The sequence below is a fragment of the Dermabacter hominis NBRC 106157 genome (assembly GCF_001570785.1).
GTDB classification, from domain to species: Bacteria; Actinomycetota; Actinomycetes; order Actinomycetales; family Dermabacteraceae; genus Dermabacter; species Dermabacter hominis.
Map to the genome: position 1 here is coordinate 122,698 of NZ_BCSI01000002.1, position 25,635 is coordinate 148,332.

General features: G+C 63.0%; 21 protein-coding genes. 5 read left to right on the forward strand and 16 right to left on the reverse strand.

What is annotated here, in order from left to right:
- Positions 1 to 2: 2 nt before the first annotated feature.
- The 8 genes from hemL to hemE are packed head-to-tail and all read right to left on the reverse strand — an operon-like array spanning position 3 to position 8,376.
- The gene (gene hemL / locus DEHOM01_RS03285) at positions 3 to 1,289 is read right to left on the reverse strand and encodes a glutamate-1-semialdehyde 2,1-aminomutase (RefSeq protein ID WP_061211488.1); all 1,287 of its coding nucleotides are present in this window, start codon (positions 1,287 to 1,289) and stop codon (positions 3 to 5) included.
- A 25-nt stretch (positions 1,290 to 1,314) separates the two neighbouring features.
- Positions 1,315 to 2,325: a porphobilinogen synthase gene (gene hemB, locus DEHOM01_RS03290; protein ID WP_061211489.1), complete on the reverse strand. Its 1,011-nt coding sequence runs from the start codon at positions 2,323 to 2,325 to the stop codon at positions 1,315 to 1,317.
- Entirely contained in the window at positions 2,325 to 3,080 is a 756-nt protein-coding gene (locus DEHOM01_RS03295) for a uroporphyrinogen-III synthase (RefSeq protein WP_061211490.1), read from the reverse strand. Before DEHOM01_RS03295 ends, hemB begins: the two co-directional genes overlap by 1 nt.
- Positions 3,077 to 4,021 (reverse strand): hydroxymethylbilane synthase, encoded by a 945-nt coding sequence (gene hemC / locus DEHOM01_RS03300; RefSeq protein ID WP_061211491.1) that lies wholly within the window; start codon positions 4,019 to 4,021, stop codon positions 3,077 to 3,079. The genes DEHOM01_RS03295 and hemC overlap by 4 nt, the downstream gene beginning before the upstream one ends.
- Entirely contained in the window at positions 4,018 to 5,148 is a 1,131-nt protein-coding gene (locus tag DEHOM01_RS03305) for a ferrochelatase (RefSeq protein WP_061211492.1), read from the reverse strand. Before DEHOM01_RS03305 ends, hemC begins: the two co-directional genes overlap by 4 nt.
- Positions 5,145 to 5,840, reverse strand: a complete 696-nt coding sequence (gene hemQ, locus DEHOM01_RS03310) for a hydrogen peroxide-dependent heme synthase (protein ID WP_061211493.1) — start codon at positions 5,838 to 5,840, stop codon at positions 5,145 to 5,147. Before hemQ ends, DEHOM01_RS03305 begins: the two co-directional genes overlap by 4 nt.
- A gap of 32 nt (positions 5,841 to 5,872) precedes the next feature.
- On the reverse strand, positions 5,873 to 7,309 hold the full coding sequence (hemG, locus tag DEHOM01_RS03315; RefSeq protein ID WP_061211494.1) for a protoporphyrinogen oxidase: 1,437 nt from the start codon (positions 7,307 to 7,309) through the stop codon (positions 5,873 to 5,875).
- 11 nt (positions 7,310 to 7,320) lie between these two features.
- Entirely contained in the window at positions 7,321 to 8,376 is a 1,056-nt protein-coding gene (gene hemE, locus DEHOM01_RS03320) for a uroporphyrinogen decarboxylase (RefSeq protein WP_061211495.1), read from the reverse strand.
- 103 nt (positions 8,377 to 8,479) lie between these two features.
- Here hemE and DEHOM01_RS03325 point away from each other — a divergent pair, with 103 nt between their 5' ends.
- Entirely contained in the window at positions 8,480 to 9,913 is a 1,434-nt protein-coding gene (locus tag DEHOM01_RS03325; RefSeq protein ID WP_061211496.1) for a glutamyl-tRNA reductase, read from the forward strand.
- Entirely contained in the window at positions 9,906 to 10,226 is a 321-nt protein-coding gene (locus tag DEHOM01_RS03330) for a hypothetical protein (RefSeq protein WP_061211497.1), read from the forward strand. The genes DEHOM01_RS03325 and DEHOM01_RS03330 overlap by 8 nt, the downstream gene beginning before the upstream one ends.
- Here DEHOM01_RS03330 and DEHOM01_RS03335 read toward each other — a convergent pair whose 3' ends face one another.
- Both DEHOM01_RS03335 and DEHOM01_RS03340 read right to left on the reverse strand, forming a co-directional pair.
- Positions 10,227 to 12,326: an acyltransferase family protein gene (locus DEHOM01_RS03335; protein WP_082738681.1), complete on the reverse strand. Its 2,100-nt coding sequence runs from the start codon at positions 12,324 to 12,326 to the stop codon at positions 10,227 to 10,229.
- Between the two features lie 39 nt (positions 12,327 to 12,365).
- Positions 12,366 to 13,679: a M18 family aminopeptidase gene (locus tag DEHOM01_RS03340; RefSeq protein WP_061211499.1), complete on the reverse strand. Its 1,314-nt coding sequence runs from the start codon at positions 13,677 to 13,679 to the stop codon at positions 12,366 to 12,368.
- Between the two features lie 96 nt (positions 13,680 to 13,775).
- On the opposite strand from DEHOM01_RS03340, the gene DEHOM01_RS03345 reads away from it, so the two are divergent.
- The gene (locus tag DEHOM01_RS03345; protein ID WP_167346641.1) at positions 13,776 to 14,795 is read left to right on the forward strand and encodes a glycosyltransferase family 2 protein; all 1,020 of its coding nucleotides are present in this window, start codon (positions 13,776 to 13,778) and stop codon (positions 14,793 to 14,795) included.
- Here DEHOM01_RS03345 and DEHOM01_RS03350 read toward each other — a convergent pair.
- From DEHOM01_RS03350 to DEHOM01_RS03365, 4 genes are all read right to left on the reverse strand, one after another.
- The gene (locus tag DEHOM01_RS03350; protein ID WP_061211501.1) at positions 14,792 to 16,099 is read right to left on the reverse strand and encodes a hypothetical protein; all 1,308 of its coding nucleotides are present in this window, start codon (positions 16,097 to 16,099) and stop codon (positions 14,792 to 14,794) included. The two genes, DEHOM01_RS03345 and DEHOM01_RS03350, sit on opposite strands and share 4 nt — an antisense overlap.
- The gene (locus DEHOM01_RS03355; RefSeq protein WP_061211502.1) at positions 16,086 to 16,961 is read right to left on the reverse strand and encodes a glycosyltransferase family 2 protein; all 876 of its coding nucleotides are present in this window, start codon (positions 16,959 to 16,961) and stop codon (positions 16,086 to 16,088) included. Before DEHOM01_RS03355 ends, DEHOM01_RS03350 begins: the two co-directional genes overlap by 14 nt.
- A gap of 47 nt (positions 16,962 to 17,008) precedes the next feature.
- The gene (locus DEHOM01_RS03360) at positions 17,009 to 18,985 is read right to left on the reverse strand and encodes a DUF6541 family protein (protein ID WP_156468295.1); all 1,977 of its coding nucleotides are present in this window, start codon (positions 18,983 to 18,985) and stop codon (positions 17,009 to 17,011) included.
- Positions 18,986 to 19,142: 157 nt separating this feature from the next.
- The gene (locus tag DEHOM01_RS03365) at positions 19,143 to 21,494 is read right to left on the reverse strand and encodes an acyltransferase family protein (RefSeq protein ID WP_061211504.1); all 2,352 of its coding nucleotides are present in this window, start codon (positions 21,492 to 21,494) and stop codon (positions 19,143 to 19,145) included.
- Between the two features lie 113 nt (positions 21,495 to 21,607).
- Between DEHOM01_RS03365 and tgt the strand changes: the two genes are divergently transcribed.
- Together tgt and DEHOM01_RS03375 are read left to right on the forward strand one after the other, a co-directional pair.
- A complete protein-coding gene (gene tgt / locus DEHOM01_RS03370; RefSeq protein WP_096882455.1) occupies positions 21,608 to 22,867 on the forward strand; it encodes a tRNA guanosine(34) transglycosylase Tgt in 1,260 nt (419 codons plus the stop codon).
- Between the two features lie 35 nt (positions 22,868 to 22,902).
- A complete protein-coding gene (locus DEHOM01_RS03375; RefSeq protein ID WP_061211505.1) occupies positions 22,903 to 24,396 on the forward strand; it encodes a DUF3375 domain-containing protein in 1,494 nt (497 codons plus the stop codon).
- On the opposite strand, the gene DEHOM01_RS03380 is transcribed toward DEHOM01_RS03375, so the two are convergent.
- Positions 24,374 to 24,973 (reverse strand): hypothetical protein, encoded by a 600-nt coding sequence (locus DEHOM01_RS03380; RefSeq protein ID WP_061211506.1) that lies wholly within the window; start codon positions 24,971 to 24,973, stop codon positions 24,374 to 24,376. The genes DEHOM01_RS03375 and DEHOM01_RS03380 overlap by 23 nt on opposite strands.
- Positions 24,970 to 25,398, reverse strand: a complete 429-nt coding sequence (locus tag DEHOM01_RS03385; RefSeq protein WP_061211507.1) for a hypothetical protein — start codon at positions 25,396 to 25,398, stop codon at positions 24,970 to 24,972. The genes DEHOM01_RS03380 and DEHOM01_RS03385 overlap by 4 nt, the downstream gene beginning before the upstream one ends.
- Positions 25,399 to 25,635: the final 237 nt, after the last annotated feature.

Here is a 25,635-nt window from a genome sequence, read left to right on the forward strand (position 1 = left end):
GGTCATCCCTTCGGTGAGGCCGCTGCCTTTGCTGCGGAGGGCAAAGCGGCGATGATGCGTTCAAGGATATCGGGAGTGTGGGCCCTAGAGACGAAATACGCCTCAAACGCGCTCGGCGGCATGTAGATGCCCTGGGCGAGCATCGCGTGGAAGAACCGAGCGAAGGCATCGGTGTCCTGGGACTTTGCGTCCTCATAGCAGCGCACGTCGCGATCGGTGAAGAACACGGAGAAGAGGGTGCCGAAGCGGTTGATCGAGTGCGGGACGCCTTCGGCGCTTAGCGCGTCGTCGAATGCAGAAATGAGGGTTGTTGCCGAATCGTTGAGCTGCGCGTAAAGCGCGTCATCGAGCTGGCTCAACGTCGCGATGCCCGCGGCGGTTGCGAGGGGGTTACCCGAGAGAGTGCCCGCTTGATAGACGGGGCCGAGGGGGGAGAGGTGCTCCATAATGTCGGCCCGGCCGCCGAAGGCGCCCACCGGCATGCCACCGCCGATGACCTTGCCGAAGGTCACGAGATCCGGCACGACGCCATCGATTCCGTGGGCGCCCGTCGCGCTCGCGCGAAAGCCGGTCAGTACTTCGTCGACAATGAGGAGCGCACCGGCCGCGTGCGCCTCATCGAGGAGGAATGCGTTGAAGTCGCCCGGGTCGATGACGCCCATGTTGCACGGGGCGCCCTCGGTGATCACCGCGGCGATGTTCTCTCCGTGTTCGGCGAACGCTTCGCGCACCGCCTCGCGGTCGCCGTAGGGAAGCACGAGAGTTTCGGCAGCCGTCGGATCCGTGACTCCCGCCGAGCCCGGCAGCGAGAACGTGGCTACCCCCGAACCTGCCTCCGCGAGCAGCGAATCGACGTGGCCGTGGTAGCAGCCCGCGAACTTCACAATGAGATCGCGCCCCGTGAAACCGCGCGCGAGGCGCAGTGCGCTCATGGTTGCCTCGGTGCCCGAGTTCACCATGCGAATCTTCTCGACCGCGGGGACGCGGTCGATCACGAGTTCGGCGAGGCGAATTTCGCCCTCGTGGGGAGCGCCGAAGCTCAGCGAGTGCGCCGCGGCCTCCGAGACGGCGTTGACGACGGTCGCCTCGGCATGGCCGAGAATCATGGGCCCCCACGAGCCCACGAGGTCCACGTACTCGGTTCCCTCGGCGTCCGTCAGTAGCGCGCCGTTGCCGCTCACGAGGTACGGGGGAGTGCCGCCCACGCTCCCGAAGGCGCGCACGGGCGAATTCACCCCGCCGGGAATGACGTGCTGCGCGCGGGCGAAGAGTTCGGCGTTCGTGGGCATCAAGACCTCCTAGATTGAGCGGTGATCAGACGAATTCGCGAAGGTGAGGGGGAAGATTGGCGAGGAGCTTCGCCGCGTACGGCGCGTAGTAGGTGAGTACGTGGGCTGCGCCCGCTCGCTTGAACGCGAGGAGAGACTCGAGCACTGCGCGATCGCGGTCAAGCCAGCCGTTCTCGCACGCCGCCTCGATCATCGCGTACTCGCCAGAGACCTGGTACGTGCCAACGGGAACGGGGCTCGCGGCCGCAACGTCGGCAAGCACATCGAGATAGGGCAGCCCGGGCTTGACCATGATCATGTCGGCGCCCTCGCCCAGGTCGAGCTCGAGCTCGCGAAGCGCCTCGCGCCCGTTCGCCGGATCCTGCTGGTAGGTCTTGCGATCGCCCGTCAGCGACGAATCGACGGCTTCGCGGAACGGCCCGTAGAACGCGGAGGCATACTTCGCGGTGTAGGCGTAAATCGCGACGTTCGTGAAGCCTTCCGAATCGAGCGCGTCGCGGATAGCGGCGATCTGGCCGTCCATCATGCCCGAGGGGGCAACAACGTGGGCACCCGCGCGCGCCTGAGCGAGGGCCATCTCGCGATAGACCTCGAGCGTCGCGTCATTGTCCACGCCGCCATCCTGGTCGAGGACCCCGCAGTGGCCGTGATCCGTGAATTCATCGAGGCACAGATCGGCCATCACCAGAAGCGAATCGCCGAGCTCGTCACGCAGGCGCGAGATAGCGACGTTCAGGATCCCGTTCGGGTCGGTTGCGCCGGATCCGACGGCATCCTTCTTCTCGGGGATGCCAAACAGCATGATGCCGCCAAGACCGAGGTCGGCGGCTTCGCGGGCGGCCGTGACGAGGGAGTCGAGCGAGTGCTGCACGACGCCGGGCATCGACGCGATGGGGCGAGCCTCGCTCGCGCCCTCGCGCACGAATGCCGGAAGAATGAAATCGGCGCTGCGCAGGGTCGTCTCGCGATTAAGGCGGCGCATCGCGTCGCTCGCGCGAAGGCGGCGGGGGCGATGGAAGGGGCGCTTCACGGTCATTACTCGGGGTCCTTTCCCAGTACTTCGGCAACGGCTTCAGCGAGCGCGCGATCGCTTGGATCTTTCGCGACCGCTGCAACCGGGAGATTCACACTGATCGCCGCCTCCTCGCTCGGCTTGCCGATCACGACGAGTTTCGTACTCTCGTGGATCGCGAGCTGTGAGAGAGCACGAACGATCATGGGGCTCGTCGCGACGACGGCGCTGAAGCCGCCTGCGGCGAGATTGTCGACGACGTCGCGCGGTTGCGGGATAGTTTTCGGGCGGTACGCGGTCTCTCGCTGAACCTCGTAGCCCGCCATGCGGAGGGCGAGCTCGAGCTGTGGCGCGGCCGCCGAACTGACCGGGTAGAAAATCCGCTGCGCGAGCCCGTCGCCACCTTGCTGATTGACGGGGAAGACGTCGATAAGAGAAGCCGCGCTTCCCTGCGCAATCGTTTCGACAGTGAGGCCGGCTTCGCGGGCGGCCGCGGCGGTCGCTTCACCTACCGCGGCGGCTTTGAACTCCTGGATCGCGGGCAGTTCCGACCACTCGGGCAGAGCCCGCAGGGCCGTCACCGTCGTGACCGACGTGAGAAGAAGCCAATCGAATTCGCCGTGGGCAAGGTCTCTGAGGGCATCGCGCAGATCGGCGTCCGTTTCGAACGAGAACTCCGTGAACGGAGAATGCACGGCCTCAAAACCGCGAGCGTTGAGCTCCGCGACGAGGCCATCGCCGCGCCCCTCGGGGCGCGTCACGAGAACGGGTGCTGTCATGCTAGCCACTCCTCAGCAAGTAGATCTCGGGCGCCAGCGGCGAGCATGTCCTCCGCAAGCGCCCTGCCCGCGGCCTCGGCCGAGGCCGCCGTCACCGGTGTATTCGTGCGGCTTTCGCGAACAAGATGCGTGTTTCGACCGTATACCCCGGCCTTGAGAACGAGTCGATTATTGTCCGTGACCTCGGCGAATGCGGCGACCGGCGCCGAGCACCCCGCCTCGAGCGCACGCAAGAGAGTGCGCTCGGCGATCGTCGCGAACCGGGTCGGACGGTGATCGAGCGCGTCGAGCGCGCGAGCGAGGTCGCTTTCGCGGTCGAGATCCTCGCGAACCTCAACCGCGAGCGCCCCCTGCGCGGGCGCGGGCAGAAACTGCCACGGATCAAACGATTCGGCGATGCGGTCCTCAAACCCGAGCCTATGCAGGCCCGCCGCGGCGAGAACAACCGCATCGAGCTCTCCCCGCTCGGCATACGCCATACGTGTCTCGATGTTGCCGCGGATCGGAACCACCTCGAGATCGGGCCGCGCGAGCATGAGCTGCGCTGCGCGTCGTGGGCTCCCGGTGCCCACGCGGCCGCCCCGAGGAATCGCGTCGAGGCTCGCAACCTCAGCGCGAGTGAGGAGAGCATCGGCGGGGTTTTCTCGCACGGGAACCGCCGCGAGGCGAATCCCGTCGGCTGGCAGCGTGGGAAGGTCCTTGAGCGAATGGACGACGACGTCGACCTCGCCGGCCAGAAGAGCCTCGCGGACGGCGGAGACGAACACCCCGGTGCCGCCGATACGCGTGAGCGGGCTCGTGCGGTCGCGATCCCCGTGAGTGGACACGTTGACGAGCTGGAAACCGTCGGAATCTCCCTCGCCCCCTGCCACCAACTGACGCGCAACCCACGCGGACTGCGTGCGAGCGAGCGCGGAGGCGCGAGTGCCGAGCCGCATCATGCGAACGTGCCTTCCGGGGTGCGCACGAGGCAGCACTCGAGTCCGCAGTCACCGGTGCGCTTCTCGTTCTCGAGCGCTCCGGGGAGGTCGATCACTGCTCGGCGTTCAAAGCCGGGCGTGACAGCTTCCTGAACGAGGTCGGCAAGGGCACCGATAAAACGGTCGTCGCTGCCCGAGGTTGCCACTCGCACAAAGGCGAGGCCCTTGTTTTCGGCGGTTTCCTTCGCCTCGGTGTCGAGGTCCCACACGACTTCGACGTGATCGGTTACGAACCCGATCGGCACGACAACGACAGCGGAGCGAGCTTCGAGCTCGTCGATGACGTCGTTGATGTCCGGCTCGAGCCACGGCACGTGCGGCGCACCCGAACGCGATTGGTAGACGAGCCGGTAGTTCTCGGGAGTGTGCGCAGCGCCCAGCTCTTCGCGCACGCGGGCCATGACGTACTCGATCGCCGCTTCGTGCTGAGCGACGTACCAGCCGCCCGAGCCCTTCTCCCACGTGTGTCGTGGCCCCGAGACATCCGCCATGCTCGTGGGAATCGAGTGCGTCGAGAAGAGGATCTCGATCGTTTCGGGCTCGTGCCCGTTTGCGCGGTGCGCCTCCAGGGCGCTCTTCACGCCGTCGACGACGGGCTCGAGGAATCCCGGATGGTTGTAGTACACGCGGGCCTTATCGATCGCGAGCGTCCCCTTCAGCCCGGTCTCGTCGAGGGCTTTGCGGAAATCCTCGTGGTACTGGTGGCAACTCGAGTAGCTCGAGTACGCGCTCGTCACGAGACCCACGACTTTCGAGTGGCCGTCGCCCAGCATGTCGCGGACGGTATCGGCAACGTAGGGCTCCCAGTTGCGGTTGCCCCAGTACACGGGAAGGTCGATGCCGCGGCGCTTCAACTCCGCTTCGAGACGCGCGATGAGGGCGCGATTTTGCTCGTTGATCGGGCTCTTCCCGCCGAGCGCGCGGTAGTGGGTCGCGACCTCTTCGAGGCGCTCATCGGGGATGCCGCGCCCGCGCGTGACATTGCGCAGGAACGGGATCACGTCTTCGTGTTTTTCGGGCCCGCCGAACGAGGAGAAGAGCACTGCTGTGTAGGCGCCGCCGTTCTCGGTCACTGCCGCCTCGGTCACAGAAGCACCTCCACGACCTCGTCGAGCTCGGCGATGCGGTGGCCCGTGTGGAAGGGAAGCTCTTCGCGCACGTGCAGGCGTGCCTTCGTGTAGCGCAGGTGGCGCATCATGTCGACGAGCTCCGGGAGGGTGTCGGCCTCAAAGCCCAGGAGCCACTCGTAGTCGCCGAGCGCAAAGGCTGCGGTGGTGTTGCCCCACACGTTCGGGTATTCGCGGCCGTACATGCCGTGCTCTTTCATCATCTCGCGGCGCTCATCTTCCTCAAGGAGGTACCAGTCGTAGCTGCGCACGAACGGGTATACCGTGATCCAGTCCTTGCGCTCCTTATCGGTCTCCATGAATGCGGGCTTGTGGCTGCGCGAGAATTCGTGGCCGCGGTGCACGCCCATCGCCTGCCATTCCTTCTCGAGGTAGGTGCCGGCGATCGAGTTCTCGAACAGGCGCAGGGCTTCCTGGAGTGCCTCGGGGCGCTCGGAGGCGAGCCACACCATGAGGTCGGCCTCCGCCCGGAAACCGGAAACATCGTAGAAGCCGAGCACCTCGACGTCTGCACCGGCGAGTGAGGCGACGGTACGCTCGAGATCCTCGAGCACCTGTTCGGGGCTCACGATGCCCTCATCGTTCAGCCCGCCGATCTTGCGGTAGACGGAATAGGCGGTGAAACGGATTTCTTCTGTGACGTCCTCGCTCATGAGTGAGTCCTTTCTTCGTGTGGTGTTGGGCGTTAGCGCGAGGCGAGCTCGCGTGTGAAACGGGTGATGGCCTCAAGTCCGTTGCCGGCGCGCCACGCGCCGGTCAGCTCGAGGTGGGGGAGGGCAGCGCCCGCTCCCGTATCGCGCTCGAGAGCGTGTGCGAGTGTCTCGAGGGCGGCTGTGTGGCCCGGGCCGGATTGGCGCATCGTGCCGGTCCAGTCGGTGAGGGCCCAGTTCGCGACGGAAAGGTCCGACGGCTCCATCCCGAATATCGCGGCCGCATCGTCGATCGCGAGCCACGGGAACTGTTCGGGCCCCGGCAGCTCTCCATCCTCGCCGGGGCTGTAGGAGAGCCGAACGACGGCGCGTCCTGGCTTCGACGCGTTGGCGGCCCGGTGGATGTGCTCCCACTTGGCGCTCGCGTGAGTCATGGCCTTAGCGCGGATCGAGGTGGCGGCGGGAGCGACGAGGACGCCGTTGCCGCGCGGCTTCGCATTCAATTCTGGGTTATCGAGCACGAGCGTGGCGAGGCGAACCGGGGTTGCGGGCGCGAGGGGGATGAGGCTTGCGATGTGTGGCGCGGGGGCACTGAGGAGGTGTCGCGCGAGTTCGGGTCCCGTTGCGATGACGATGCTGCGAGTCTTGAATTCGCGCGTGAAAGCTGCCGCTCGGGTCCCGGCAGTCACGGTCCAGGTGCCGTCGGTGCTCGACGCACGCAGTCCAAGCGCGGGGGTCTGGGTGAAGATCTGGCCCCCGTGCTCTTCGATGTCGCGCGCGAGTGCTTTCGGCAGCTCCGCCATCGACGGCGCGAGCGAATGCACCGCGGAACCTGAGCTTGAGCGCACCCCTCGCTTCTCGAGGATCTCCTCGATCGCTTTGCGCGCGCTCCCGAGCGCCTGCACCCTTTCGGGAAGTTTCGGCATGACGGCGCGCAGCTCGAGTTTTTCCGGGTCCGCGGAGTGCACGCCACGAATGATGGGAGCGACGAGGCGCTCGAGAACTTTTCTGCCGTAGCGCGCGGTGACGAATTCTGCGACCGTCACGGACTCTTCCGAGGCGCGGGAGGCGGGAACGAAACGCTCACACCACGCGCGCAGCGCTCCCCAGAACCCGAGGGCCTCACGCACATCCGCGGCAAGTGGGCGGGCGGGCATGCCCAAAACGGCATTGCGCGGGGAGGCGTACGCGTGCGTGTCTCCAACGATGAAGCTCGATCCCGTCGCCGGGGACACGACCTGCTTTTCGAGCCCGAGGTCTTTCACGAGCGAAAGCATGTTCCCGCCGCCGACAGCGAAGGCCTCCGCCCCCGTGTTCGCCTCGATTCCCTCGAGCGTGTGCGACCACACGGCTCCACCAACGTGGTCGCTGGCCTCGAGAAGAACAACAGTGTCGCCGCGCATCGCGCGTTCGCGCGCGTAGATAAGCCCAGAAACTCCACCACCGACGACAACGGTGTCAAGCGTGCGCATTGCAGGTACTCCTACTGCTCGTGGATGAAGGCCACGAGATCGGTGAGGACATGCGGGTCCGTCTGAGGGGGTACCCCGTGGCCGAGGTTGACGACGTGCCCGGCAGCGGCGCGGCCCTCGCGCACGATGCGCTCGGCCTCGGTGAAGCGGGCTTTTTCCGAGGAGAACAGGAGGGCCGGGTCGAGGTTTCCCTGCAGGCCCGTGCCCGCCGGGAGGGTTTCAACGGCGGTGGGAATGGGGGTGCGGTGGTCGAGCCCGACGGTCGTCGCGCCCGCCTCGAGGATGGCGGTAAGCATGTGCCCCGCGCCAACGCCAAAGTGGGTCCGGGGAACATCGAGGTCCTCGACGTAGGTGAAGGTACGTGTGGAAAAAGGCAGGACGTGGGTGCGGTAGGTGGCTTCGGAGAGGGAACCCGCCCACGAGTCGAAAAGCTGGACGGCGCTCGCACCCGCTTCAACCTGGGCACGTAGAAACTCGCCCGAAATATCAGCGACCCACTGCGCGAGGCGGCCCCACAACTCGGGATCGGCGCTCATCAATGCGCGGGTGCGAAGGTGGTCGCGGCTCGGGCGCCCCTCAACCATGTAGCTCGCGACCGTAAATGGAGCACCGCAGAAACCGATCAGAGGGGTGGAGCCGAGTTCCGCGACGGTAAGACGCACGGCCTCCCGAATCGGCTCGAGAGCGGTGCGGTAGACGTCGTCGACCGAGGGGAGCTTGTCGATATCAGCTTTAGAACGCACGGGGTGGGCGAGCACCGGTCCAACACCGGGTTCGATGCTCACGTCGATGCCCGCAAGCTTGAGCGGGACCATGATGTCGGAAAAGAAAATGCCGGCATCGACACCGTGCCTGCGCACCGGTTGAAGTGTGATTTCCGCGGCAAGCTCGGGCATGAGGCAGCTCTCGAGCATGCCGATGCCTTCTCGAACCTTGCGGTATTCGGGCAGGGAGCGCCCCGCCTGGCGCATGAACCACACACTTGGAGGCGCGTCAGCAACGGCCGCCCCTCGCCCGGCTAGGCGTTGCACAAGAGCGCTCTCGCGCGGCGAAATCGAAGCTGTCATGGCATCACGTGAACGGTGAGAGAGAAGCAAAGTAGCGTGGTCATCGCCTCTATTGTGCCCGATGTCGATGAGAAAGACGTCCCAGCTGACTTAGGCTAGGTGCATGCTGATTGCCCTGAGAGCGACCCACGACAATCTCGGGCTCGATGGACTCGAGCGCGTCACCCGCGGATCGGCGCAGCTCGATGAACAGCTTGCCGCCCTTAACGAGGGCCACCCCGAACAGCCCCTCACCGGCTGGGTGTGCCTCGCGACGTGCAACAGGCTTGAAATCTACGCGGATGTTGACCTCTTCCACGACGCCATCGATCTCGTCACCCGCGCCGTTCACCACACGAGCGGCCTGCCGCGCAAGGAGGTCGCTCGCATGCTCGTTGTCGATGCCGGCATCATCTCGGCTCGGCACATGTACGAGGTTGCCGCAGGCATGAACTCTCAGGTGCTCGGTGAGGCCGAGATCACCGGCCAAGTGCGGGCAAGCTTCACGAACGCCCTCGCCGCCGGGCACACCACCACGCTCCTCAACGACCTTTTTCAGGGGGCGCTGCGCACCGCAAAGCAAGTCACCTCGAAAACCAAGGTCGGAGCCGCCGGGCGAAGCTCCGTCGCGGTCGCCCTCGACTCCGCGCACCTCTTCCGGACCGAGCTTGAGGGGCGCGACGCTCTCCTGATCGGCACCGGTGCCATGGCCCGCGTGGCAAGCGCCGAGCTCCACCTCAGGGGAGTCGGCAGCCTTCACGTGTTTTCCCCCAGCGGCCGCGCAGAACAGTTTGCCGATTCGCACGGTGCGCTGCCGGTAGCGCCCGAGGATCTCGAAGCGACACTCGCAAAGGCCACCGTCGTCATTGCCGCCTCCGGCGGCGGCACGCACGCGATCGGCGCCCCCATGCTCGCCCGCGCCCTTGAACAGCGGGCGACGAGCGAAGACCTCGTGATGTTGGACCTCGCGCTTCACAGCGACATCGAGCCCACAGCGGCAACACTCCCGGGCGTGCGCGTCATCCCGCTCGAATCGATCAGAGCCGGTGAAAGCGGCCACGGCGAGATCACGCGCGCACGCGAACTGATCGACACCGGCGTCGTGCGATTCGAAGAACGCCAGCAGATCCGCGCCGTCGACCCCGCCGTGAGTGCCCTGCGTCGAAGCGTCAAGGAGATGATCGTTCTCGAAGTGGACGAGGTGCGCCGAACCGCCGGCGAAGCCGCAGCTGAACAGGTGCAGCGCTCGCTGGGGCGCGTCTACAACAAGTTCCTCCATTCCCCGATGGTGCGCGCGCAAGAGCTCGCCAAGACCGGCCAGGCTCATCAGTTCCTCGAAGCCGTCCATACAATTTTCGGGGTGGACGTTTCGGGAACACTGAGCGTCGATGGGACCGGGGCGCCGTCGGAACCCACCGCGCCCACGACCGACGGTCTCGAACGCCCGCCGATGACCGTCGCCACGATGGAGAACATGCGCCGCGAACTGGACGCGACGCAAGCCGCCGAGGCGCGGCAGGCCGCTCAGTCCACGACGCAGGGAGGCCAGTATGTTTGACGATCGCGTTGAGATGAGCGAGGGTGCGAGCGAGCGCCTGCGCGCACTCCTGAGCGAGACGGCCCCCGCTTCAAGCGCGAGCGCCTTCGCGTCGCTTCCCGCGCTCCTCGTCGACGGGGACGACACCCCCGAGGTGATCCATGCGCGCATCGACCTGGCGCTCCTGTGCGCCGCCGAGGGACTGCTCGACAGCGCCCTCTACCAGGTCGACGAGCTCACCAAGGATGCCCGCCGCGTGCGGGACCTCTCCGGTGATGAGTCGATAGTCGGGCGCGCGGATGCGGCGCGCGATGCGATCGAAAACGCGGCGTAGCTACCAGGCGAATCCTTCGTTCGACAGCTGGTCATCCACGATGCCGGCCATTGTCGCTGCATAGGTGGCGGTCACGTGGCGCTCGTCAAGGAACACGTATGTGTTCCCGATGATCGGTTTGCACTGTGCGTCGGGGCAGATGCTCTGGTTCAGGTCGAGAGCGAAGAACCCACCGTTTGCGATAGCTTCTCCGTCAGGTCGGTCCGAGATTATCGAGGGATCGATCTCCTCAACGCAGTTTTCGCTCGGGGCTTCCGCGTGCTCGATTGCGCACGACGAGAGATTGGTCTTGAGTCGCGGAATGTCTCGCGTGGCGATAACCGCGATCCCCGCGTCCCGCAATTTCGCCGCGATGTCGAGAGCGCCCTGATTGACGACTTCATCGCCGTTTTCATCAACGTAAGTCGTTTGAAGGGCAACCGCCGACGGGTGAAGTGCGAGCAGGTAAGCCGTTGCCTGCGTCGTGAAAGGCTCACACCGGTCGTGGTTATTCATTCCAACTGCGCAGCCAGGCGCGGTAAGTTCCATGACGTCCCAGCCGTGTTTGTGTGCGGTGGGGAGAATTGCGGCGGAAGTTTGCTCCATGCGCGAATTTCCCATGACTACGAGCATGCTGTTGCCCGTGATTCGACCTTGACGCGAAGTGTTGCACGAGGCGCCCTTCCATTCTTTGGTATCGGGTGCCCCCTCTTTTTGACAGGGCGGTCCCGCATCAAACCAGTCATTGGGAAGGTCCGCTTCGGTTGGCAAAATCGTGACATTAGGGTCGTTTGTAGGGTCGTAGAGATTTTCGTCGCTGAGTACCTCTGCACCGGGGTTGTTGATCTCGGCGGCAAGTTCAAGCTTCTTTGCCTTTGCATCGAGAACACTTTGCGCGATGACTACGGGGGCCAGACCAATAGCTACAGTCACGAGTGCAACCGCAACGGAACGGTGGGTCTTGGCACCTGCCCATTTCCAGCGACGGAATGGGGTGTCGACGAACTTAGTGATGAGCCACGCGAGCGCGAGGCTCGCGATCACGAGGACCACACCTAGCCAGAACGGCGCCTTGGGGATCTCGAGAACTTGTAGCGTCAGCACGAGCAGCGGCCAGTGGGCGAGGTAGAGCCCGTACGAAATGCCGCCAAGCTTCTGGAGGGGCTTCGAGCTAAGAATAGGGTTGTAGCCCATCACCATGATGAATGCTGCTGCCGAGAGTGGCCAGATCGCGAGCCACCCGGGGAACTTCCCGGCGACGTCCACGAGCATTCCCATCGAGACGAGTGCGAGAACGCCCAGCATCGACAAGGCGAACCGCCACGGTCGGCCCTTTGGGCTGTTGGGGTGAAGCGTGTCGGTGCGTTCGGCGATCAGGGGGAGAGCGATTGCCACGAGCCCGCCGAGGCCGAATTCCCAGAAGCGTGCGAACGTGTCAAAGTAGGCGGTTTGCTGGTCCGCGGAAGTTTCAATTACCGACCAAATGAAGCTTGCGATAGTGACGGCGCCAATCGCGATGCCACTTGTGCCCCACACGCGAATGTTGTGCTGGTGCTGGCTCTTTGGCGGGAAACGCCTCTCCCACGCCTTGAGGGCGAGTGCCAAAAGAGCGAACAGCAGCGGCCAGGCAAGGAACACCTGCCCCTGGATAGAGAGCGACCAGAAGTGTTGGAACGGGCTAGCGGCAGTGCGGTCGGCAGCGTAATAGTCGGTTGCCTGGTTGATCAGCCACCAGTTCTCACCCTGAATGAGAGTGAAGAACGCATCCTTGAGCATCGGTACGTACGAACTTGGCGGCAAGAAGATGTAGGTTGCCGCCAAGACTGCGAAGGTCACGACGACCGTTGGTGGAAGTAGCCGCTTAAACGTCCTGCCCCAATACCCAACGGCAGCGATGGGCTTTCCGGTCTCCATACGGCGCACGAATGTTCCGGTGAGGAAGTAGGCCGAGATGAAGAGGAAGACGTCGACGCCGCCGGAAACGCGCCCCACGAAAACGTGGTAGATCACAACGAGGAAGACTGCGAGCCCTCTTAGCCCGTGGACGTCGGTTCGAAAGACTCGCTGTTCCTTCGGGAGGTCAGCTCGATGCGTGGGAGATGACGTTGCGGTATTAGACATGAACACGTTTCGGTAGGGAGTGGGGCTGCCCGCTTGAGATCACGGGGTGAAGAGGACCTCGGGGGAGAGGACTGCCTTTGCGGCCAGGCACAGATCATACGGGTCTGAGACCGCTGTGAGTTCGCGGCACGAGTGCATTGAGAGGATCGGAACACCGACATCGACCGTCGTCATGCCGAGACGCGTCGCGGTGATGGGGCCGATCGTCGAGCCGCACGGCATGGAATTGTTCGACACAAATTCCTGGTATTGGATGCCGGCATGGGCGCATGCACGAGCCCAAAATGCGGCGCCGTGAGCGTCGGTCGCGTAACGCTGGTCGGCGTTTATTTTCAGGATTGGGCCGCGTCCAGAAACGGGCTGGTTGGCCGGGTCGTGACGTTCGGGGTAATTCGGGTGGATCGAGTGGCCGACGTCTGACGAGACCACGATCGAGCGGTTAAATGCGCGTCGCCGTTCTTCATCACTTGCGCCGAGTGCGGAGTAAAGCCGGGCAAGAACGTCCTCGAGGAACGGGCCGGCAGCTCCGGATCGACTCGCTGAGCCGACCTCCTCGTGATCGTTGGCAACGAAAAGCGCAATCGGCGCGTCGTCGCGGCTTTTATGCTCAGCCATTGCGCGCATGCCGGCGAAGGTCGAAAGGAGATTGTCGAGCCGTGCGCTCGCGAGGAACTCGTCTCGAGCGCCGATGAGTTGCGGCACCTGGGCATCGACAGTCACGATGTCGTATCCAGCGATGTCCTGTGGGTTTACGCCTGCAGTGGCGGCGAGATCGGCCAGCACGTCGTGCTCAGCGCCCTCCGCAAGCCCCGTGATGGGTTGAAGGTGTTTTTGAGGATCGAGCTTGAGCCCTTCGCGATTCACCGCCCGATCTAGATGGACGGCAAGTTGCGGAACTCGAAGGTATGGTCCCGTGTGGACGAGGACTTCTTCACCGTTCGTGAGAACGACGCGGCCGGCCAGTTTGAGGTCGCGATCAAGGAATGAATTGAACAGCGCCCCGCCGTACACCTCGACACCAACTTGAGTGAAACCGTGCGCGGCGATCGAGCTTTTGGGTTTGAGTTTAAGTGCCGGGGAATCGGTGTGGGCGCCAAAAATCCGCAGAGGCGTCGTCCCGGTTGCGCCCGAGGGAATATCGAAAGCGATCACCGAACCGTCGCGACGCACGAGGTATCGGTTACCACGAGCGATGCCGGCCCAATCCTCGCCTTCACGAAGTTCGGTGTACCCCGCGTCAACCAGGGTTTCGCTTACGGTCGCCACAGCGTGAAACGAGCTCGGAGACTGGGTCACGAACTTTCCGAGGTCGGTGGCAAAAACAGTTGCGGCTTCAATGTTGTGGGCGGTCAAGGTTGAACTCCTTGGAGATGGTAGGCGTACCGGCACGGCCGAGGGTGCACAAGGCACATCGCGTCACGCATGCGGCTCTCCGGTAGACTCGCCGTCGTGCAAAAGAGTCAGCAGAATCCAGCCCCGCGCACCTCTATTATCATGCCAGTTTACGGCACCGAGGCTACGGTGGTGCGTGCGATTGAGTCTGTGCAAGCCCAGACGGACAGTGACTGGGAGCTTTTAGTTGTTATTGACGCATCGCCTGACGGTGCTGAAGGTGCAATCAGAGAGCACCTCGCGGAGTATCCAGATGCGCGTATCAACGTCATCGTATTTCCCGAAAATCGCGGCGTATCTGCTGCTCGGAATGCTGCTCTTGATGCGGCCAAGGGTGAGTGGACTGCCTTTCTTGACTCGGATGACTCCTACGAGCCTGATTTTCTCGACATGCTTCATACGGCGGTCATGCAGTCGAATTCCGACCTTGCCGTTTGCGCGCATAAAGTCATCGCTGCTGATGGAGAGGAACGCGTTCGCCTGCGTGGAAATCCTGGTTGCGGTTCGGGGCAAGAGGCTCTAATTGCGCTGCTGCATGATGCTTTCACCCCGTATTTGTGGGACAAGCTGTTTAGCTCTCGCATTATTGAGGGGCTTCGGTTTTCGGAAGAGATTCATCGCGCTGAGGACGCGCTCTTTGTGCTTCAAGCGCTTATGAACGCGCGGCGAGTAAGCGTCATCGAAAACCCGCTTTATCGCTACTCGATTGATGCGGGAGGGCTCACGTGGGGGAGAGTAACCCCGGTAGCCGAAAGTGACCGTCTGACCGCGCTCATGGCGGATGCTACACGCACACGTGTAGATGCTCCGCAGCTACGCGATGCGCTGACTGTCTCGAAGGTCCTGACTTACCTCAACAATGCTCAACAGGTACTCGTAGCTGCGCCGGACACTTCCGCTACCGCACTCAAGGAAATCCGCCAGCGAATCTCGTTTCGCGAAGCGCTGACCTGCCTTAAAGTGCGCCCAGTGTTCGGTGCCGCAGCGCTACTACTCAAAGTTTCGCCGCGTCTCTACAGAATTCTCTACGGGGCCTATATCAAACGCCGCTATGGCGTACACATGCGTTCGGTCTAACTCGCTGCTAGATCCAAGCTCTGGGCGTTGCCGGACGCCCTCTTCATCGCTGCCAGATGCGTCAAAAACCCTGCCGCAGGCCCGCAATACAAGGCGACAAGAACCTTCGGGATAATGCCGACCGGCACCGCAAAAAGCAGGACCGTCGTCACGAGAGCAGCAATAACCCAGCCAGCGAGATAGATCCGGTGAAGATCGAGGGCGAGCACAGCGGTCCCAGACAGTACCAAGAGGGCCATGATCGCAGAACCGAACGTAAGCGCCGCGAGCACAGGACCGTTGGCGACCGAAAGATAAGCGGCTTCTGCCCCTGCTTTCGGTGGATAGATCAGAAGGAAAAGCCAAGGGCCCAAAAAGAACGCGGCAAGCGCCCCGGCAGCACCAACACCAAGCAGCGCGCCAGCCGGACGAGCGAACGCCGCAAGCGGGCGGTGGCGCTGGCGCAAAAACGCCGCGATAGCGACACCCTGAAATGCCTGGAGCGGAATCATGATCGGAGACCGGCAAATCGACACGGCCAGGATCAGTGCCCCCATGACGAGGAACGTATGCGAACCCGTAGGTGCATCTTCGCTCGCGTTGAGAATGACCGGGAACCCAGTCATCAAGACAGCCGAAGCCGTGGACGACCCCATAGCGATGAAGACATTTCGCATAAGCCTGCCATAAGGGACATCAGCACGCGCACGAATGATCTTTCGCGTGCCCGGATGCACCGCTGCCAGCACGATCCACAACAGAATTGGCGAGATCGCCGCAGCCTCCATCCCAAGCAGCGAAGCAGCGAGAAGGGAAACAGCCGCGAGCGCGGCGAGGCGCCAAAGCGCTTCCCCGCCACCGAAAACAGAAAAAAGGAGCCACTTCTGAGAACCCGCAGCCGCCCCACTAAACGCAGCATGAAACGCATACAGTGCGACTCCTAGCGCCAAGAGCGCGACCGATGCGGCGGTGTTTGTTGGCAGTGTGGACTTTCCCCACAACGGGGAAGTAGCTATCGTCGCGATCGCGCATAGACCGCCGACCGTTGCCGCTCCCAAAACGACAGGAGCTCCATCGGTTGATCGTGAAAGGCGCGCGGCTCCCACTGCACGAGTGACTTCCTGCTGAATTCCGGCAACGACACCAAAAATCCCAAACTGCACCGACCAAAACAGGAGGAACTCGGTGACTTCGGCCGGTTCGAGATACCGGTTCGCGAGCCATGTGGCCAGGAGAGCGGATACTGCTGCGCACGCTGACGCGACCAGAATTGCGGCAGAATCACGCTTCGTGACAGTGGGAGTGCCGCTCTTACTTGACGGCATGCGTGGCGAGGTTCTTGACGCCCTGCCACTTCTTAGCCAAAGCGGCCTTCGGCAAGAGCCTAAGAGCGTGAAGTCGCGACGAAAAGTGCACTCGCGCTGCTCGTGCAGCCTTAGGCCAGCCCTTCGCGGTCATCTCATCGGCCATCTGGTTAAAGAACGCTCGCTCCTCGTCGAAGCGGGTACCTTCGAGGGCGCGCCACGACGAATCCGAACCGCCATGACGGCGATACATGAAAGCAACCGTCGGATCGTAGAACAGGCCACCGTTATGCATAGCGACATCAAGCACGAGAGCTGCATCCTGAACAACGTTCAGGCCCTTACGGAAGCCGATCTTGGTGATCGTACTTGCCTTCCACCCAAGCGAGGGGAAGTAAAGCCAGTTGCCACGCAGAATTGATGTGGCGAGCTCCTCGCCGCGTAGCACCACAGCCGTCGACGGGCGGTAATGGTCTTTTACTCGCTCCACGAGAGTGTTCGAGAGAGCATTGTGCTCATCGATCACCACGCAGCCGGGCTGGAAAATTTCGGCGTCGGGGTTCGCAGACGCAGCTTCAACGAGCCAGTCAATATAGTTCGGGAGCATCACGTCATCGGCACCCATGACCGTCACCAGGTCATTTTCCACGAAGCTCAAGGCCTTTGTGTAGTTCCCGTTTGCACCGAGGTTCTTCTCGTTGCGCATGTACGTAATGCGGGAATCGTCGAGGGACTCGAACCAGCCGGGGATCGAGTCATCAGGGTAGCCATCGTCAACGACAACCAGTCGCCAGTCGGGGTTGGTCTGCCCAATGATCGAGCGGACTGCCTGCTTCATCAGCGCGACATCACCGTAGAAAGGGAACAGAATGTCAACTGTCATGTTCGACTCCAAAATGTTGTGTGCGGGAGAGCATTGATGGTGAGCCATTAAGCATCACAGCCAGCGACCTTATAGAGGTAGGCATTGCCCCGTTGATGAACCAGCTCGAGTTTTTGTGTCTTATCCAAGTCCGTCATACCAGGATAGACGGAATAGGCGAAGTCCACCTCGGGGCCGGAGAAGTACATGACGTGAGTGTAGCCGCCTACTTTAAGAGCCTCGCACACAACCGGGTCGGTATCGATCGCGTTGAGGTGTTTGATGAGATAGAGGTCGGAGGAGGACTCGTACGAAAGCAAGTGATGCGTGGAAATATTGACGCCGGAGAACGCGTACGAAAGAGCCTCGCCTCGCCACGGGTTCGCGAAGATCTTGTCGCCCGGGCCCACGAACTCCGGAAGCTCGGTCATAAAAGTGAGCTCTTGGCGGTTCACCGAGTTAGTTTGCGGCCCGAGGGCATAGGTCTTTTCGACTCGATCAATGAACGAGTCCATCATCGGGTTTGCCTGCGATGTAGCGACGAGAACGACGGCAACGATCGCCGCGAGACCAGTGCGTCGTAGGGGAGTACGAGCGAAGACCCGCGAAGTTCTCGCGAGCCATTTGCATGCATACCCCACACCGATAGCCGCCGCGGGGATGAGGAAAAGCCCCATCTGTGCGTAGAGGCGCGGAACATCCGAGTACCACACGCCAACGAGGGCCCGTCGCCCCGGACCCATAGGCCAGGAAGAGGCAACAACCCAAAGGAAGGCCGTGAAGATCCACAGGCCAAGAGGGAGGTAGAAGCGGGTGCGGAGCGCACCGACGACTGCCACCAGGGTAAGGAAAAGAACGATGTATTGAGGGATGCCGTGGATCGGCGTGTGGATAAAAATCGTGCCAATGGCTCCGACAGTGTCGGTGACGGGACCCCAAATCTCAGCCGACTTACCCGATGGGCGGATCTTCATCCATGCGGTCACGGTGATCGCCCCCAAGATTAGGGTGATACCCGCAAGCGTTATGATCTCGCGCATCGAGCGTCGGTTGAGAATAAAACGAACGCCGGTGTAGAAGGTCATGAAGGCCGAGCCGGCAAGCATCATGAGTGCTGCCGTCGGGTGGGCGAACGCAGTTCCGACTGATCCCAGAGCTCCAATGACGAAGATCTGGACGTGCGACATAGTGAGACGTTTGGCCTGCCTCAAGAGAGCGAGGTAGGGAACATAGAGGGAGGGCAGGAGGCAGTACCCCAGAAGGTTCGGGTATAGAACACCATGTTCGACGAACGTCAGGGGGAAGGCCGGAAGCGCAGCGAGAATAACTCCGGTGGGAAAGAGCGTGTAACGCAGCAAATTCCCGGGAGTGAGGACGTACACCAGGGCCAACATCGACACGGGCCAAATAATGCACACGGTGGCGATGATCGATGCGTTCGTGAGGAGGGAGACGTGGTGGACGCCGGTGGTAAGACCGGTGAGCGAGGCGATGTCGTGCCAAGCTGCGGGGTAAAACTTCGAGTGCCAAGGAGCCGCAGTCATCGTGAGCGTATCGAGACTCGAACCGTTGCGATGCTCGATCATCCACCGCACCTCATTGAGGTGGAACGTCGCGTCGAAGGCCTGCGAAAAGGCGAAAGGAGTACCAAGAATGTTCCGCACATGGCGAAGCATGAGTACGAACGACCCCACGATCGTCATGAGCACCAGAGCAGCCGGGGACAACATGCGGGTGCGCCAAGAGGCCCGATCCCTATGACGGTTCCACACGGGCGTACCGAACGCCTTTTGTAGAAGAAAACGCAGGCCAACACTGCCGGCGGCACACGCGACGGTGACGATGGCAACGGGAAGGGGGCCCCAGCCTATGCCGGTGAACGGCGCAAGAATTGCGGCGGCAACAATGAGTCCTACGGATGAAAGCGGGCTCAGCAACAAGGCGGTGATACGGCGGCATCCGAGTGCGATGTTCACGAGAAAACCTGGCATGGTCACCCACAGGCACGCGACGATCGCGGGGAGGAGGAGTGGTTGCCAGGTCATGAGCCGCCTCGGATAGTGAATGTTAACGAACTGCGGGGCAAAGCCCACGCACGAGCGTACATGCTACAGGCAGCATTAATCCGTCAGCTCGAGGGTGACGTGTGTTGCTTGGGCAGAATCTATGGCCTGCTACCGTCGGCCCCTGTCCTCCCGTGTTTTATCCGAGCGGAATCTCGAGCTTTTCGAGGCGGGTTGCCACCTCCTTCGCGATCCCGCTTGTGAAGACGCGAGTGAGGTGGTTGTCGTCCATGTACACGTAGGCGTTGCCTTGAATGGGAGCGCAGCGGCCGTCGGGGCAAATAAGGTCGCTGATATCCATACGGAAAACCCTGGCCCCGCCCGCGCCGCTCATGTTGTCGAGCACCTCGCTCGGGTCGGTCGATGCGAGCTTGGTGCTGAGGTCGGCGCCGCATGCTTGATCGGCGAGCTCCGGGGTGCCGCCGGCGTCAATAACGGCTTCGGCGCACGTGTAGAGGCTCGTGGGCCAGCGCGGCGCATCGCGGACGGCGAGAACATTGACCCCTTTATCGAGGACAGCCTGGACCCCTTCGCGTGTCCCCGCCAGGAGGGCTTCCTCCGTCCCGGTCGGCTTTGACGTGGTCGACGTCATGAGCACGAGATCGGGGTGGTGGGTATCGATGGCTTTCATAACCTGGTCGAAGTAGCCCTTGCAGTATTCGCCCTCGCCGAGCATGGAGTCTTCGCGGAATGGGCACGCGTTCTTGGTGAAGTTGATGATCTGCCAGTTCTTGGCCTTCGCTTCGTCGAGGATTGTGGGGATGAACTGGCGTGAGTGAGACGAGCCGACGACGAGTACGGTCGCGCTGGCTTTGGAGCCGAGCGGCCGGAGGGTTTCGCACGGAATATCCTTCGTGGCGACGAGCACTCCTGAGGGGTCATCGCACAGGTGTGGAAGGTTCGGCCACTGGCCGTCCAGCTCGAAGCCCTTCGGGCTGAGGGTATCCGGGTTGAAGGTCGCCGTGAGGGCGTTCGAGTTCTCGGTTGCACCGGCGGTGATGGGGGCCGACGTTTGCTGGCTCGCGAGGTAGCCACGCAGCCCGAGAGCACCGCCAAGAACGAGCGCGAGGCACGTACCGATCACCGTGAGGGAGCGCCACCACGGGGCGGTCTTCCACGCGGGTTTGCGGAAGCGTGAATCGACGATCGTCGAGAGAACCCACGCGAGGGCCATGCTTCCGAGGATGACGATGAGGCCGTCGAGGGCTCCTGCGCGTTTTTGCCCGGAGTGGGCGAGCCACAGGATGAGGATCGGCCAATGGACGAGGTAGAGGCTGTAGGAACTCGACGCGAGTGCCCGCGGGAGCTTCATCGTGAGAACGCGGTCGAATCCCCACGAGGTTCCGGAATAGCCGGCGACGATGATGAGGCCCGCGCCTGTCAGCGGCCACAGGGCGATCCAGCCGGGGAAGAGCCCCTGGACGTTGAGCACGATCCCAAGCGACACGAGCAGGGCGAAGCCGGCCCAACCGGCGAGTGCGCGCAGCGTGCGGTGGCGGGGTGCCTCGGGCGAACCTGGACGGGCGGACCCGAGCAGACGATCGAGGGTGGGAAGGGCGAGCGCGAGCAGTGTTCCGCACGCGACCTCCCACGCGCGCGCGGGCGTGGAGAAATAGGCTGCCGACTGGTGCGTTGCCGTGTAGTAGATCGAGAACACGAATGACGCGGCCGCGATCACGGAGAAGAATCCGAAGGCTACGCGGCGCGGATGCGCGCTCTTCCTCGCGGCAAACTTCGCCGCGATGAACAGGAGCGGCCACGTGAGGAACACCTGCCCCTGGAGCGAGAGCGACCAGAAATGCTGCAGCGGCGAGGCGGCCGAGGCATCAAGCGCGTAGTAGTCAACGCTCGTGATCGACAACCAAACATTTTGGACGTAGGTCGCGGACGCAATCGCGTGCGAGATCACGGTTTGCCACGAGGATTCGGGCAGGATCAGGAAGCTGCCGAGGAGGGTGCCGAGGATTGCGATGGTTGCGGGCGGCATGAGCCTCGTGAAGGTCCGCAGCCAGTACCGCACCGGCCCGAAAGGCTTGCGTGCATCGAGACGCCGCGCAAACGAGGAACCGAGGAGAAACGCGGAGATGAAAAGAAAAACGTCGACCCCACCAGAGACGCGCCCGAGCCACACGTGGTAGATCACGATCATGAGCACGCTGACGGCGCGAAGGCCCTCGATTTCGGGGCGGAAGTGCGAGGGCTTGGATGCTTTCGCGGGAGTGGTCTGGGGGCGAGTGTCAGGGGCGGGGGAGTCCGACGCTTGCTCGGCAACCTGGGGTTCCTGGTACCACACGAACGGTTCGCCGGTGTCTTCGGCGGCGCCCCACGCGGCGATGTCTTCGCTTTCGCGCTCTTCGGCTTCCTGCACCCACGAGAAGTCGTCGACGTCGTCGAGCGCGGATTCTTGCGCGTCTTGAACGAAATCCTCGAGCGAGAAGCTGGGGGCGTCTTCGCCTGGTGAATGGGCACGGTGCCCGCGTGCGTTCGCCATGTGCCCTTCCAGAGGAGTGATTGTGGAACGGTACAGCACTTTACCGGGTGCGGGCGGCGTTGCCACCTCTCGCCGCGTCGACTGCGGGCGCGGAGTCGTGGGAAAATAGTGGAATGAGCACGAGCGAAAAGGAAGGCGCGGGGTTTGATATTGCCGCGCGTCACGGAGAGAAGGCCCGCGCGGGCGTGATCCACACGCCGCATGGCGACATTCACACCCCTGCGTTTATCCCGGTCGGCACGAAGGCGACCGTTAAGTCGGTTCTTCCTGAGTCAATGGCACAGCTGGGCGCGCAGGCGATCCTCGCGAATGCCTACCACCTGTATCTCCAACCGGGCCACGACCTCATTGATGAGGCAGGTGGGTTCGGCGCATTCATGAACTGGGATGGCCCCACGTACACCGACTCGGGCGGCTTCCAGGTCATGAGCCTCGGTGCCGGTTTTCAAAAGGTGCTCTCCGAATCCTTCGCGGGCAGTGACCGCGCGAGCACGCCCGACGGCACGGACCACGCAACCAAGAAGGGCAAGGAGCGCCTCGCCCACGTGGACGACGATGGCGTGAATTTCCGCAGCTTCATCGATGGCTCCGAACACCGGTTCACCCCCGAGTTCTCGATGCAGATCCAGCATTCACTCGGCGCGGACATCATGTTTGCATTTGATGAGCTCACGACCCTCATGAACTCTCGCGGCTATCAGGAGAAGGCGCTTGAGCGCACGAGGCTCTGGGCTGAGCGGTGCATCGCCGAGCACAAGCGGCTTACCGAAGAGCGCGAGGGCAAGCCCTACCAGATGCTGTGGGGCGTCATTCAGGGTGCGCAGTACGAGGATCTTCGACGCAAAGCCGCGCGCGACCTCGGCGCAATGACCGTCGATGAATGGCAGTTCGACGGCTTCGGCATCGGTGGTGCACTCGAGAAAGAGAACCTCTCCACGATCGTCGGCTGGGTCACCGATGAACTCCCCGAGGAGAAACCCCGCCACCTCCTTGGACTGTCGGAGATGGACGACCTCTTCGCGGGCATCGCCGCGGGCGCCGACACGTTCGACTGCGTCTCTCCCTCGCGCGTCGCGCGCAACAGCGCCGTGTACACCGCTCGAGGGCGGGTGAACCTCACGGGCGCGAAGTACCGCACTCAATTCGCGCCGATCGACGACAACTGCGATTGCTATACGTGCACCCACTACACGGCCGCCTACATTCACCACCTGTTCAAGGCGAAGGAGATGCTGTCCTCGACCCTGTGCACGATCCACAACGAGCGCTTTGTTGTGCGTCTCGTTGAGGAGATTCGCGCAGCTATTCTCAGCGGCGATTTTGAGGCGCTTCGTGAGGAGCGCACGGGCGCCTACTACGGCGAGTACCGCTAGGCCGTACCCGGCTTCGATAGTGTTGAGGCGTGAGTGTGAGCGATCTTCAAACCTTCGGCGGGCATAGCGCGAACGAGCGCGCCGAGGCTTACGAGCGGCTTCGCCGCATGTCCACGTGGCGGCTTCTATCCGCCACGAAGGCGCCCGCGACCCTCGCGATTTTGCAGACGGTTTTCCCCGCGGGCGACCGTCGGCTCGACCGCTCCGAGCTCGTGGCCCGCGTGGCGAGCCACCTCGACCTCCTGCGCGGCGACGAGGATGTTCAGCGCGGCGCTTCGGAGTACGTCGACTCGTGGGTGCGCGAAGGCTATCTCACGAGGCGCGACGATCCCACGACGGTCGAAACGACCTTCGAATTGTCGGTGTCCACCGTGGAGGCGATCGGCTTCATTTCGTCCCTCGAAGAGCATCGCCCTACGACGACGGAATCCCGCCTCACGCTCGTCATGCAGCAGTTTGAGCGGCTTGCCGAGGACACCGAAGGCGATCGAGATGTGCGCCTTCGCGGCCTCCAGCTTCGCCGCGCGCAGATCGAAAGGGAGATCCAGGCGCTGAGCGAGGGCGAACTCATGCTCCCGCCGGCCGAGCATTCCGCGGAGCGCCTTCGCGATATCCTCCAGGTCGCCGACGAACTGAGCGGAGACTTCCTTCAGTACCGCGAGGACCTTCGTGCCGTTGACCTGCATCTTCGTGAGCAGATCCTTTCGCCCGAAGGCTCGCGCGGCGAAATCCTCGAGCAGCTCCTCGCGGGCGATGACCTCCTCGGTCAATCCAAGGTGGGCAAGACCTTCACGGCGTTCTTCAGGATGCTCAACGACCCCAAACAAAACGAGCGAGCCCAGGACCTCGTGGATCGCCTCCTTTCGCGCGACTTTACGCGCACTCTTACGCGCCGCGAACGCGACCGCCTCGCGAACGTCTTCAGCGACCTGTACGAGCCCGCGCAAGAGGTCCTCGACGTCAAGACCGAGCTGTATCGCTCGCTTGCGCGTTTTGTGCGCAGCCAGGACTTCCGCCAGCACCGCGTGCTCATGGACCTGCTCCAGAGCGCGCAGGGCCTCGCCTTGGCACAGAAGGACGAGGTGAGCCACCGCAAGGCGGAGGCTCTCGACCTCGGGCTTTCGCGTGTCCTGCTCTCGTCAGTGGCGCAGCACGTGCTCAAAGACCCGACGGACCCCGGCCTCCCGCCGGAGGCTGAGGTCCACGACGCGACAACGCTGAGTGTCGAGGTGCTCGACGAGCTGGTGCGCACGAATGACATCGATCTCGTGGGGCTCACATCGTCCGTGAACGAGGTCGTTCACGCGAAAGGTCAGGCGAGTATCGGGCAGGTCGTTCGCGAACAAGGTGCACCGCAGGGGCTCGCGAGCGTCATTGGCCTCATGTTCCTCGCAACGGCACACGCGAACGCTCGTGAGGGGGACGCGGAGATCGTGCGCTGGCGCGAAGATTCCCCCGAGGCAGGTGGCACGGACTACGCAGCGCGCGTGCCCACGTTCTTCTTCCTCAGCGAGGTACCGGAGCCATAGTGGGCTCGACGGGAGGCGCGGCGCTTCGTTGCCGCGCTCCCGCGACGGCGATACCCGCGAGCGGCATCACGAGGAATCGCACCGAATCGATCACGAATGGCACGAAAATCAACAGCAGGTTGAACCGGGGAAGTTGGTCGCGAAGGGACTCAGGGTCCGGTGAAAAAGCGACAACCACCGGGGCGAGGACCAGGGCCCAGATTGCCGCGCTCACGAGTGCGCCTGCGAGAAAAAGGAGCGCCGCGATCGCCCCGAATCGGGTGGCTCCCTTTGAGGGGCAGCGTTTAAGGGCGCGAACGATGGCGGGGGTGGCCGCGAAGACGAGCACATTCGCCGTCAGCGCCGCCACGACGCACACGAGGACCGAGCGGAAAACGGTATACGTGAGGGTGTTCACGCCTCGGAAGGCCGGCATCGTGTTCGGCGGGTCCTCGATGAAGATGGGAAACGCCAAGAGGGCGAGTGCCACGCCGGGCGCGAGAACGAGAAGGGCGGCCGCGATAGACGTCATCAGAACCCACACGCGAGCGGGAGCGCGATGAGTGTCGCCTGTAGACGCGTGAACCGGAGCGATCATGGCGCCTCCTCGAGCGCGGAGGGTTTGACGAGGTACACACGAATGCTCGCGAAGAAGAGATACACGAACCTGGCGATGTCGAGGAGCGGAGGGATGGCGAAGGCGGCGGTCACGAAAGGCACAGCGACGTTCCGTGCGTTCTCGTTGTTTGAAGTTGCCGCGTCGAGCACATTTATCATCACGAGGTAGAGGACGAGGAGCACGACGAAACTGAGAAACGCGATGACGGGGCCCACCACGAAGTAGATGAGCGAGCGAATGTTAGTCCGGAAAACCTTGCGTGTGCACCGCTTGAGAGCGGTGAACGCAAAGGGGAACGAGAACAGAGCGAGAAGGTTCGTGCCGACTAGCCAGCAGACGATGAGGACAGCGAGCGATTTCAGGCTCTCCACGAGCGAGTCGAACTGCTTCGCGTAGGTGCCCACATCATTTGGACCCTGAGGCGATGGTGAAGGGGACCCGCTTAACAGGAGAAGAATGATAACCGGCAGTACGGGGATCATGGCCAGTGCGAGACCGCTGAACAGCATCCATAGCGCAGCGGGGCGTCGGTGTGAGGGGGGTGCAGGCACCGTCACGCTACCTCCCTGGGCTCATTGAAGGTGACGCACACAACCTTACGGCACGCGCGCCGGGTGGGGGAGGCAGACGGTTACCGCGCT